At 42.3% G+C, this 12,343-nt stretch carries 10 protein-coding genes; 8 read left to right on the forward strand and 2 right to left on the reverse strand.

Annotated elements, in window-relative coordinates; genetic code table 11:
* Positions 1–473 precede the first annotated feature (473 nt).
* Positions 474–2,855: a phosphoketolase gene (locus tag HG267_RS19465; protein WP_045868791.1), complete on the forward strand. Its 2,382-nt coding sequence runs from the start codon at positions 474–476 to the stop codon at positions 2,853–2,855.
* On the opposite strand, the gene HG267_RS19470 is transcribed toward HG267_RS19465, so the two are convergent.
* Positions 2,852–3,346, reverse strand: a complete 495-nt coding sequence (locus HG267_RS19470) for a hypothetical protein (protein WP_155538914.1) — start codon at positions 3,344–3,346, stop codon at positions 2,852–2,854. The two genes, HG267_RS19465 and HG267_RS19470, sit on opposite strands and share 4 nt — an antisense overlap.
* Before the next feature lie 217 nt (positions 3,347–3,563).
* Here HG267_RS19470 and gap point away from each other — a divergent pair, with 217 nt between their 5' ends.
* The 3 genes from gap (at position 3,564) to HG267_RS19485 (ending at position 7,652) form a co-directional block, all read left to right on the forward strand.
* A complete protein-coding gene (gene gap / locus HG267_RS19475) occupies positions 3,564–4,595 on the forward strand; it encodes a type I glyceraldehyde-3-phosphate dehydrogenase (protein WP_045868789.1) in 1,032 nt (343 codons plus the stop codon).
* Positions 4,596–4,905: 310 nt separating this feature from the next.
* Positions 4,906–6,336 carry a pyruvate kinase gene (gene pyk / locus HG267_RS19480; protein WP_045868788.1) on the forward strand — a complete coding sequence of 477 codons (1,431 nt, stop codon included), beginning with the start codon at positions 4,906–4,908 and terminating at the stop codon, positions 6,334–6,336.
* A 308-nt stretch (positions 6,337–6,644) separates the two neighbouring features.
* The gene (locus tag HG267_RS19485) at positions 6,645–7,652 is read left to right on the forward strand and encodes a transaldolase (RefSeq protein WP_045867612.1); all 1,008 of its coding nucleotides are present in this window, start codon (positions 6,645–6,647) and stop codon (positions 7,650–7,652) included.
* Between the two features lie 363 nt (positions 7,653–8,015).
* Here the strand turns inward: HG267_RS19485 and HG267_RS19490 are convergent, their stop codons facing one another.
* Complete coding sequence (locus HG267_RS19490) at positions 8,016–8,927, reverse strand: hypothetical protein (protein ID WP_045867611.1); 912 nt, start codon at positions 8,925–8,927, stop codon at positions 8,016–8,018.
* Positions 8,928–9,062: 135 nt separating this feature from the next.
* Between HG267_RS19490 and HG267_RS19495 the strand changes: the two genes are divergently transcribed.
* The 4 genes from HG267_RS19495 (at position 9,063) to HG267_RS19510 (ending at position 12,313) form a co-directional block, all read left to right on the forward strand.
* Positions 9,063–9,977, forward strand: coding sequence for a metallophosphoesterase family protein (locus HG267_RS19495; protein ID WP_045867610.1), 915 nt, complete (start codon positions 9,063–9,065; stop codon positions 9,975–9,977).
* A 71-nt stretch (positions 9,978–10,048) separates the two neighbouring features.
* A complete protein-coding gene (locus HG267_RS19500) occupies positions 10,049–11,305 on the forward strand; it encodes an AAA family ATPase (RefSeq protein WP_045867609.1) in 1,257 nt (418 codons plus the stop codon).
* Positions 11,302–11,937 (forward strand): retron system putative HNH endonuclease, encoded by a 636-nt coding sequence (locus HG267_RS19505; protein WP_045867608.1) that lies wholly within the window; start codon positions 11,302–11,304, stop codon positions 11,935–11,937. The genes HG267_RS19500 and HG267_RS19505 overlap by 4 nt, the downstream gene beginning before the upstream one ends.
* Before the next feature lie 82 nt (positions 11,938–12,019).
* Entirely contained in the window at positions 12,020–12,313 is a 294-nt protein-coding gene (locus tag HG267_RS19510; protein ID WP_045867607.1) for an antibiotic biosynthesis monooxygenase family protein, read from the forward strand.
* Positions 12,314–12,343 lie beyond the last annotated feature (30 nt).

Below are 12,343 nucleotides of genomic sequence, written 5' to 3' on the forward strand. Positions count from 1 at the left end.
CTCCGCAACGCACTGGCTCCCCTACGTGTATCTCAGAAATCAAATATGAGTCCTATATAAACATCAAAATTTGCGGCTAGGCAATTGAACAGAGGTAATATTTTTGATCCCTGTTAATATTTGGCTTTTTTATCTATTAAGACCATCAAAACAGTAATAAATGTCTCTGAAAACACTAATTCATGATGTTTTAAGCTTTTAAATAAAACATTAATTTAATTTTAAATTAAGCTTAAAAATGCTTAGATAACCTGCTAAATTTGTTACTCTGACAAAGGATTATTCGTTTGTATTTCTTCAGATTTATTTTAGATTTGAGCAAATAACTTTATGTGACAAGGATTACTTGCCACATTTCCAGATAAATACTGGAAAACTTTGTCATGGGTAGGATGACACACAGCCTCTAGATCAGTAAACTTGCATACTGACTGAATGAATTCGTCAAAATCCTCATAGAAATGGAGTTTGATATGACTTTAGCAAGTCCGACTCAATCCAAGCCTTTAACGGATGAAGAATTGCGGAAGATTAACGCCTACTGGCGCGCCGCTAATTATCTTTCAGTAGGACAAATATATCTTCTGGACAATCCGCTGCTACGAGAACCACTGAAGCTAGAACATGTCAAACCCAGACTTTTGGGTCACTGGGGAACAACGCCGGGACTGAACTTTATTTACGTTCATCTCAATCGCGCGATCGCAAAATACGACCTCAACACCATCTACATTGCTGGCCCCGGTCATGGTGGCCCTGGATTGGTGGCTAATACTTACCTAGAAGGCACATACAGCAAGTTCTACCCGAACATCTCCCAAGATGCAGAGGGGATGAAGCGCCTGTTTAAACAATTCTCTTTTCCTGGTGGGATTCCTAGCCACGTTGCACCAGAAACCCCAGGTTCAATTCACGAAGGCGGGGAATTAGGCTATGCTTTATCTCACGCATATGGTGCTGCTTTTGATAACCCCGATTTGCTAGTTGCTTGTGTAATTGGGGATGGGGAAGCGGAAACCGCAGCCTTAGCCGCTAGTTGGCACTCAAATAAGTTTCTTAATCCTGTAAATGATGGTGCTGTATTACCAATTCTGCACCTCAATGGTTATAAAATTGCTAACCCCACGTTACTATCACGGTTAAGCAACGAAGAAATCGAGAACCTGTTTTTGGGCTATGGCTATAAGCCTTACTTTGTCGAAGGTTCCGACCCAGCAACCGTGCATCAGTTATTTGCCGCTACACTGGATACAATAGTCACGGAAATTCAAAGTATTCAACGAGAAGCCCGCGTGCATGGTTTTAAAGACCGTCCGCAGTGGCCGATGATTATTTTAAGAACGCCTAAAGGCTGGACAGGGCCGAAAGAGGTAGACGGGAAAAAGACTGAAGATTTTTGGCGATCGCATCAAGTTCCCTTTGGAGAAATCGCCAACAAGCCAGAACACTTGAGATTACTCGAAGACTGGATGAAGAGTTACAAACCTGAAGAACTCTTCGACGCTAACGGTAGCTTAATTCCCGAACTTGCAGAACTCGCACCAAAGGGACATCGGCGCATGGGTGATAATCCCCACGCTAACGGCGGTATTTTATTGCGTGACCTGAAGCTACCCGATTTTGAAAACTATGCTGTTAATGTTCCCCAACCAGGAAAGGTAATTGCTGAAGCTACCAAAGTTTCCGGACAGTTTCTACGTGATGTCCTCAAACTGAACCAGGAAAGCCGCAATTTCCGCATCGTCGGCCCAGATGAAACCCAATCAAATCGCTTAGATGCGGTATTTGAAGTTACAGACCGGACATGGGTTGCTAAAACTCTCCCAGAAGACGAACACCTCTCCCCTGATGGGCGGGTGATGGAGATTCTCAGTGAAACTACTTGCCAAGGATGGTTAGAAGGCTACCTACTCACAGGTCGTCATGGATTCTTCTCCTGCTATGAGGCGTTCATCCACATTATTGATTCCATGTTCAACCAACACGCCAAGTGGCTGAAAACTACTCGTCACATCCCTTGGCGCAGACCTGTTGCATCCTTGAACTACCTGCTAACCTCCCACGTTTGGCGACAAGACCATAACGGTTTCTCTCACCAAGACCCTGGTTTTATCGACCATGTAGTTAATAAAAAATCAGAAATCATCCGCGTTTATCTTCCCCCCGATGCCAATACTTTGTTATCGGTAACAGACCATTGTTTGAGAAGCCGCAACTATGTCAACGTGATTGTGGCTGGTAAGCAACCAGCCCTACAATATCTAGATATGGATGCTGCTATCAAACACTGCACCAAAGGTATTGGCATTTGGGAATGGGCTAGCAACGATCAAAACAGCGAACCTGATGTAGTTATGGCTTGTGCTGGGGATATTCCCACCTTAGAAACCTTAGCGGCAGTGGATATTTTGCGTCAGCATTTCCCAGACTTAAAAGTCCGGGTAGTCAACGTAGTCGATTTAATGACACTACAGCCAAACAGCGAACATCCCCACGGTTTAAGCCCCAAAGATTTCGACACCATTTTCACTACTAACAAACCAGTAATCTTTGCATTTCATGGCTATCCTTGGCTAATCCATCGCTTAACCTATCGCCATACAAACCATAACAACATCCACGTCCGGGGCTACAAAGAAGAAGGAACCACCACCACACCCTTTGATATGGTTGTTCTCAACGATCTCGATCGCTTCCACTTAGTCATGGACGTATGCGATCGCGTACCCCAATTAGGATACAAAGCAGCTTACGTCAAGCAAATGGTGCAAGATAAGCTGATTGAGCATAAACACTACATTCGACGCTACGGCGAAGATATGCCAGAAATTCGCGATTGGCAATGGCCTTACTAAAGTTCTAATAGGCAAAGGGCAAGGGGCAAGGGGCAAGGGAAGGGGTAAGGGGCAAGGGGTAAGGGGCAAGGGGGCAGGGGGATGAGGGGAGGAAAATTCCATAACTTAAGGACTTCCAAGAAATAAATTATTCCATCTTGTGGGGCGGGCATCTTGCCCGCCACATAAACTGGGCGGACAAGATGTCCACCCCACAATAAATACTGGTATATTTTTTTATTTGGAAGTCCCTTAACAAAAATCGTGATGTTGGTGACCAACATCATCCCGTTGGTCACCAACATCATCCCGTTGGTGACCAACACCATCCCATTGGTGACCAACACCATCCCGTTGGTGACCAACATCATCCCATTGGTGACCAACACCATCACCTTGGTGACCAACATCATCCCGTTGGTGACCAACACCATCCCGTTGGTGACCAACACCATCCCATTGGTTATAACAAGCCTCAAGAATCCTTTATCTTCCCATTCCCCCTTCCCCATTCTCCCTTCCCCCTTCCCCCTTCCCCAATCCCCATTCCCCCTTACCCATGCCCCATGCCCCATGCCCAAAACCTTAAAATATGCCAAGAAAATACACTCTTCACAACTTTTGACTGTAACGATCAGCTAAGTCAGACCCAAATCATGCAAGCTGAATGCAGCGTTGAAGATAGGGTAATAGCCCTAAATGGCAATTGTCGAAACGGGAGGTTTTATTTTGGCTAAGTTAAAAGTAGGTATTAATGGATTTGGTCGGATCGGGCGGCTTGTGCTTCGCGCTGGCATTAATAACCCCAATATTGAATTTGTGGGGATCAACGATCTAGTACCATCAGATAACCTGGCTTATCTATTTAAATATGATTCCACCCACGGTAAATTTAAAGGTAAGGTAGAAGCAAGGGAAGATGGCATCGTTATTGATGGGCATTTTATTCCCTGCGTATCAGTTCGCAATCCAGCTGAGTTACCTTGGGGAAAATTAGGTGTAGATTACGTTGTGGAAGCTACAGGGCTATTTACCGGACAAGAGGGAGCCACAAATCACCTCAAAGCTGGTGCCAAGCGTGTAGTCATCTCTGCTCCTACTAAAGATCCTGACCTAGTTCCTACTTTGCTGATGGGTGTTAATCATCAGCTATTTGATCCCAGCAAGCATACGATTGTTTCTAATGCTAGCTGTACCACCAACTGTTTAGCTCCCGTAGCTAAGGTAATCAATGATAATTTCGGCTTGACCGAAGGTTTGATGACCACAGTTCACGCCATGACTGCTACCCAACCAACTGTAGATGGCCCTAGCAAAAAAGATTGGCGCGGTGGTAGAGGTGCAGCCCAAAATATCATTCCTTCTTCCACAGGTGCAGCTAAAGCCGTAGCACTGGTTTTACCAGAATTGAAGGGTAAGTTAACCGGAATGGCGTTCCGAGTTCCCACTCCTGATGTTTCTGTAGTTGATTTAACTTTCAAGACAGCCAAAGCCACCAGTTACAAAGAAATTTGTGCAGCCATGAAAGCTGCTTCTGAAGGAGAACTCAAAGGAATCCTTGGCTACAGTGACGAAGAAGTAGTTTCCACCGATTTTCAGGGCGATATGCACTCCAGTATCTTCGATGCTGGTGCTGGCATTGAACTCAACGCCAACTTCTTTAAAATAGTTGCTTGGTATGACAACGAATGGGGTTACTCAAATCGTGTAGTTGACCTCATGTTATCAATGGCGCAGAAAGAACAATTGGCGCTTGTATAAGGGCATGGGGCATGGGGCATGGGGCATGGGGCATTGGGTAATGGGTAATGGGTAATGAGTAATGAGTAATGGGTAATAATAATTTCCCTTTTTTCCTTTTCCCCTTTCCCCTTTCCCCTTTTCCCCCTCATCCCCAGTCCCCAGTCCCCAATCCCCAATCCCCCATCCATACCTTGACAACAAAAGAAAATAAAAAGTACTTTTACGGGCATAAAAGTTATATGAAGCACTTGCAATTTTGGATAGTTTAGCTATCTATGTTGTAGGTTCTGGGATTTCATCCCAGGATATTCCTAAACACCCAATTTTTATGCGTCGAACCAAAATTATCTGTACTGTAGGGCCTGCTACATCTTCTCCTGAACGGCTAGAAGCTTTGATTGATGCGGGGATGAATGTGGCGCGGTTGAATTTCTCTCATGGTGCTTATGAAGCCCACGGTCAAACTGCCCACTACATTAGACAAATTAGTAGCAAAAAGCACAAGTCAATAGCAATTATGCAAGACTTGTGTGGCCCGAAAATCCGCTTGGGGACTTTACCACCAGAAGGGCTAATGGTGGAAGCTGGTACCGAAGTCACTTTTGTTTTACAAGAAAAGGGCGAGAGTGTTGATGAACTGCCTTTGCCGTTGCCAACTTTGTTTGCAATGGTAAGACAAGGCGAACCGATTTCGATTAATGACGGTCGTGTCAAATTAGTGGTGAGCGATCGCGATGCTGATCACATTCGGGCTTATGTGAAAATTGGCGGTTTAATTTCTACTCATAAAGGGGTAAACCTGCCACAAACTCGTTTACCAATGAGTTCCATCACCGAAAAGGACTTGCAGGATTTACGGTTTGGCATCCAGTTAGGTGTTGATTGGGTAGCAGTTTCTTTTGTACAATCACCCCGCGATTTAGAACCAGCACAACGAATGATTGAATCTGCTGGGGGCAAAATTCGGGTAATTGCCAAAATTGAACGCCCAGAAGCCGTTAAAGATTTTGACAGCATTCTCGAAGCTGCTGACGGGATTATGATTGCCCGTGGTGACTTAGGGGTGGAAATGCCCATTCACGAAGTTCCCCTGATTCAAAAAGATATCATTCGCCGTTGTAATCAGGCAGGTAAACCTGTGATTACTGCCACCCAAATGCTGGAATCGATGATTAGTTCGCCCGATCCCACCCGCGCCGAAGCCACAGACGTTGCTAACTCAATCTGGGATGGTACAGATGCTGTCATGCTTTCTGGGGAAACTGCTGTAGGTCAATATCCTATAGCCACGGTGGAAATGATGCACAATATTGCCATTCGCACAGAACAGTCTTTACAAGAAGGTAGCAAACATTCTTGGTGTCGTGAAGCCGGGACTTTGAGTGTCACCGAATCTGTAGCTGAAGCAGTATGTCGAATTGCCTATGAAACAGGCGCAAGGGCAATTCTTTGTAATACTTCTTCGGGGAGTACAGCACAGCTAGTTTCTAAATATCGTCCATCAACGCCAATTATTGCCCTCACCTCTGAAGAAGTCTCCTACCGCCAGTTAGCACTTTCCTGGGGTGTAGAGGCTTTACTAGTTCCCCCAGTCCACAGCGCCGAAGAAATGTTTTTGAACGTAGTCAACAGCGTCGTAGATATGGGTTTAGCCAAAGATGGCGATAAAGTCGTGATTACCTCCGGCGTACCAATTGGTAAATCAGGAACAACTAGCTTAATTAAAGTGCATTCTATTGGACAGCCAATCTTGGCATAGGGTCTCTAAAATGGGGCTGAAGCTGAAGGTGATCAGTATACTTGGGCAACAATTAAGAAAAGTTGCCAGAATCAGAATAGAAGGAACAGCAACAAGTGTAAATAAGAGGGTAATCAATAAAGGTAATCCCGATACTATGCATGAACGAGGGAATAGGGAATGGGGAATGGGGACTAGGGACTGGGGATTAGGGACTAGTATTTTGACTCAGCACTCTTGTACAGACGCGATTAATCGCGTCTGTACAACTCAGCACTTGATGCCTTTATGCAGTAAATCCTAAACAAGCAAACAAAACGGAGCAATTTATGTCTAAAAACCTACTCGAACAGTTACGCACTATGACTGTAGTGGTTGCGGATACAGGTGATATCCAAGCAATTGAAAAGTTTACACCCCAAGACGCAACTACCAATCCTTCGCTGATTACTGCTGCGGCGAAAATGCCTGAGTATCAGGAAATTGTCGATCAAACTCTACTCCAAGCTAAGAAAGATGCGGGCGCTGATGCTAGCCAAGCGCAAATTGTCACCATTGCTTTTGACCGTTTGGCGGTAGCTTTTGGGCTGAAGATTTTACAAATTATCCCTGGTCGGGTGTCTACAGAAGTAGATGCGCGCTTGTCCTTCGATACCGAAGCTACTCTTACCAAAGCCAGAGAATTAATTGCTCAATACAAAGCTGCGGGTGTTTCTCGCGATCGCGTATTGATTAAAATTGCTACCACCTGGGAAGGTATCCGGGCTGCGGAAATCCTGGAAAAAGAAGGCATTCATTGTAACTTAACACTATTGTTTGGATTGCACCAAGCGATCGCCTGTGCGGAAGCTGGCGTTACCCTCATTTCTCCCTTCGTCGGTCGCATCCTCGACTGGTACAAGAAAGATTCTGGACGGGATAGCTATGCACCAGCAGAAGATCCAGGTGTATTATCAGTAACCAAGATTTACAACTACTACAAGAAATTCGGCTACAAAACTGAAGTTATGGGAGCTAGCTTCCGTAACATTGGCGAAATCACTGAATTAGCTGGTAGCGATTTGCTCACCATTTCCCCATCATTGCTAGCTGAACTGCAAGCAACCATTGGCGAACTACCACGCAAACTCGACCCCGCTAATGCAGCCAGCTTGGAAATTGAAAAAATCTCCATCGACAAAGCCACCTTTGACAAAATGCACGCTAGCGATCGCATGGCTACTGACAAACTAGCAGAAGGTATTCAAGGTTTCACCAAAGCCTTAGAAGACCTAGAAAAACTGTTAGCTGACAGACTGGCTACTCTAGAAGCTAAATCTGCAACTCCTGTAGCTTAGGGTATTCCAAAAAATAAATTATTCCGTTCAAGTCGTTGACGGTTGACGGTTCACAGTTAACAGTCAATCGTCAATAATAGCAATGGAATATTCTTTTACTTGGAAGTTGCTTAGAGATTCACCCATTGATTAGCACTTTGAAACTTAATAGTTGACTCTCAAACCCGGTTTAAAAAAGCCGGGTTTTTCGTTAATTGTGTAGACAGATAAGTAGGGCACGGCACCAGTAAGATAATTGAATATACCAAAAGATTGTGGATGCCTTGCCCCTACAAAGCATTTATCTGTCCCAAACATTATTTAAATTGGTAATCAGCAAATTAATGAAATATAGGGAATCAACCATCAAAGCTGACGAATGCTTTATTTTGCGCTGATTTTATGCTCGCTCACACGCCGTTTAAAAATAATCATCTCATTTCCCACCACTGGATTCCGCGCTATCAGCCTATCTTGAAAATCAACCACCTCTAAATGAGTGAAATCGAGTTCTTGAGAGCGTTGTAAAATATCAGCTGCAAGTTGATCCTGTTGAGTTTCGCTGAGAGTATACCAATCATCACTAATTTTGACAGTTAAATTACTAGTCCGAAAATTGGCTTGAATTGATTTGATGAGTCCAGAAGCAACGCGATCGCTAATTTGGGCTACTTGATTTTCGATAGCTGCAATTAAAATCTGTTCTGGTGTTAATTGCACAGCTGGCGTTGGCGTTGGTGTCGGTTCCGGTGTTGATGTTGCTTCCGGTGTTGGAGTTACTTCTGGTGTTGGTGTGGCTTCCGGTGTCGGTGTTGGTTCTATTTCTAGTTCCGGTGGCGAAACTTCTGCTGATGGCGACGGTGTTACTTCTTCCGGTGCTGGAGTTTCTGGGGTGGTAGACTCTGGGGAAGGCGGAGTAGTTATCGTTGGCGTTGGTGTTGGAACTTCTTCAGCAGGAGGTGCGATCGCAACTTCAGCAGGTTTATTCGTAAACAAGCTACTAGTTGTCCACACTAAAACCACAGCAATACTAGCAATAATCCCGCTCAAAGCCGTATCAGACAACTTTGCAGACAAATTCGCTGGTAAAAAATTGCGGACTTTAGCCAGCAATCCACCCCAAAAACCAGGAGTTTCCGCAGTTCCCGGTGGCGGTGCTGTTTCTAGCTTCACCACCGCCGACTCTAACAGCCTAATTGTCCCCCTGAGAAATTGGATAATAGCAGACTTCCAAAATGGCTGGTTTCTCTGATAAGGTCTTTGGGGACGTTGTGATTTCGGATTGTCTTGCGACATGGAACTTTCACCAAGAGCAACGAATCAAATAAAAATCAAATACATTATTGAGCAATGCAGCTTCTTCTGCCTTAATGTATCACTTCATTGTCCATTGCTCTGGCTAAACTGACTAGTTGTGGAATTGAATCATTTATGAACCTAAAACGCCGCCAATTTTTATTTTTAAGTAGCCTTGGTTTTGTTGGTACAGGATTAACTTGGATATTAACTCGGCAAAATAGTCAAAGTGCTGATTTAGCTCAAAAAGATACTGCGATCGCAGCTAATCCACCCACAAAAGACTTGCTACTCCGTTTTGTCTCAGTTGCAGATACAGGTACAGGTGCAAAAGGACAGTATGCTGTAGCTAGGGCAATGACTAATTATCACAAAAAAAATCCTTATAATTTAGTCGTTTTAGCCGGAGATAATATTTATAACAACGGTGAAATTGAAAAGATTGCAGATGTATTTGAGCGTCCTTATAAAGATTTACTCAAGCAAGGTGTGAAATTTCAAGCTTGTTTAGGCAATCATGATATCCGCACTGCTAACGGCGATCCACAAGTTAAATATCCCGGCTTTAATATGAAGGGACGCTACTATACATTTAGCCAAGGAAATGTACAATTTTTTGCGCTAGATACTAACGGTAATGCTGACTGGAAAAATCAGCTAACTTGGTTAGAAAAAGAATTAAGCCTCAGCAAAGCTACTTGGAAAGTAGTATTTGGACATCATCCTATTTATGCATCGGGAGCCTATGGAAGTAATCCCGATTTTATTAAGACTTTTACTCCGCTATTTCAAAAATACGGCGTACAACTTTATATCAATGGTCATGAACACCATTATGAACGTACCCGCTCAATTAATGGCACAACTTATTTAATATGTGGCGCAGGTGCAGGTAATCGTCCTGTCGGGAAAAATGAATGGACAGAATACTCGACTAGCAATTTAAGTTTTGCTGCCTATGAAGTCTATGCCGATAGAATAGAAATCAGTGGTATTGGTACTGATAACCAAGTGTTTGATAGAGGAGTAATTAAGTTAAAATCAGCCTAATACCTGGCTTTATAAGAAATATTGGGTGGGCGTTTCTCACCCAATGAATTACATACATCGTACTTAAAACTATGAAAGTCAAACGCTTGATAATGCAATCATTCCGTGGAATCGGTGATTTGACACTAGATTTCGATGAAACCGAGCCAACAGTACTGATTGGTATTAATGGTGTAGGTAAATCGAGTATTCTGGATTGTCTCGCTATTCTTCTGTCGCGTTTTACTAGCTCAATTCAACACTCGACACCTTCTGGAAGGCTATTTACAGAAGAAGATATTTCTAATGGAAAAAAGGAGACTCATAACGAGATTGTCATTTCATTTGATTATGAAGAAGCAATATGGTCTTTAACAAAAGTTAAGAAAGGACGCAAGAAAGATACTAGCAGTAACTTATCTACACTGTCAAAAATTGTCGAACATATCAAACAAAATTTATATACATCTCATCAATTCAATATTCCTCTAGCAGTTTATTATTCTACGAATCGTGCTGTATTGGATATTCCCTTGAAGATTCGCACAAAGCACTCATTTGAACAAATAGATGCTTATGAAAATTCGCTTACAGGAGTAGGTAGTGAATTCAGGATATTTTTTGAATGGTTTAGAAAGCAAGAAGATTTAGAGAATGAATTACGTCTAGAAGATAATGCCGCTTATCGGGACAAGCAATTACAAGCAGTGAGGCAAGCTATATCTTCATTGATACCCAGTTTTTCTAACTTAAGGGTTCGTCGTTCTCCTTTAAAAATGACGTTACAAAAACAAGGTGAAGAACTCATTGTGAATCAGCTATCTGATGGCGAAAAATGCCTGTTGGCAATGGTAGGAGATTTGGCAAGACGTTTAGCAATCGCTAACCCTGGGTTACAAAATCCGCTTCAAGGTAGCGGTGTAGTTCTTATTGATGAAATTGAACTGCATCTACACCCAAATTGGCAGAGGAGAATTATTACATCTTTAATAAAAACTTTTCCAAATTGTCAATTTATTGTTACTACTCATTCACCTCAGGTAATTAGTTATGTTAAACCTGATAATATTTATATTTTAAAAAATACAGATCAAGGTATTGTTGCTAATCGTCCGCAAAGTTCGTATGGTAGAGATAGTAATCAAATTTTAGAAGATGTTATGGATGATATAAAACGTCCAGAAGAGTTTAAAAAGAGTTTACACGACTTGTTTCAACTCATTGACGAAGGTAATCTTGATAGTGCAAGGCAATTGTGTCAACAAATTAGCGATGATATCGGAGAAGATGATCCAGAATTAATAAAAGCACGTGTATCTATTAGACGAAAAGAGATTTTGAAGCGGTGAAGTACATTAGAAAGAGTGAGGAGCCACAGAGTTTTTCAAATTGGAAGGAACTAGCAAATGATGACTGGACACCAAGCTGGAGCAACTTCAGTAAGCCGCAGAAAACTGATGTACATCACTCATTGCTACAAGAACAATATTTTATTTGCTGTTATTGTGGAAGTCGGATTACTATTGCTAACAGTCATATTGAACATTTAAAACCAAGAACAACTTATCCTGAATTAGCACTAGAATACACAAATTTACTGGCATCATGCCAAAAAGATACGGTACCAAATGAACCTCTACATTGTGGTAAGAAAAAAGATAAATGGTATGATGATAACCTAATGGTTTCACCTTTAAATATTAACTGTGCTGATTTTTTTAGATATACAGAAGATGGACAGATTCTATCAATAACATCAGATCTAAATAAAAAGTATGCTGCCGACACCACAATTGATAAACTAGGTCTGAATATTGATAAGCTACAAAAAATGCGTATTGGAGCAATAGAAGCTATATTGGAAGGTCTTGAAGATCTCACTGAAAACGAAAGACAAATATTGTTTCAAAGCTTCTGTCAACCCAATGAAAATGGAGAAAATGAAGAGTTTTGTGCTGCGATAACTTATATACTCCAGTAATATATTTGAAAATATCTAGCTTTATATGTATGCGATCGCATTATACTAAACGGCATCATCTTCAGTTTTCAGGTCATATTTTATGATTCTTGAGGCAGTTATGCTTCATGTCAAACCAGGGATGGAATCAGAATTTGAATCTGCATTCAAAACAGCTTCCAAGATTATCTCTTCCATTAAGGGATATTTATCTCATGAACTCCATCGCTGCATTGAAGTTAAGGGTAAATATCTCTTACTCGTCAGATGGGAAACCTTAGAATCTCATACTGTAGAATTTAGAAGTTCTGCTGATTATCAAGAGTGGAAAAAGTTACTACATCATTTTTATGAGCCTTTTCCCACCGTTGAACATTTTGAAGAAGTTGAAATTTGATGCCGTACTCTCGCCGCTAACGCATCCTAC

It is taken from the genome of Tolypothrix sp. PCC 7601 (genome assembly GCF_025677855.1).
GTDB classification, from domain to species: domain Bacteria; phylum Cyanobacteriota; class Cyanobacteriia; order Cyanobacteriales; family Nostocaceae; genus Aulosira; species Aulosira diplosiphon.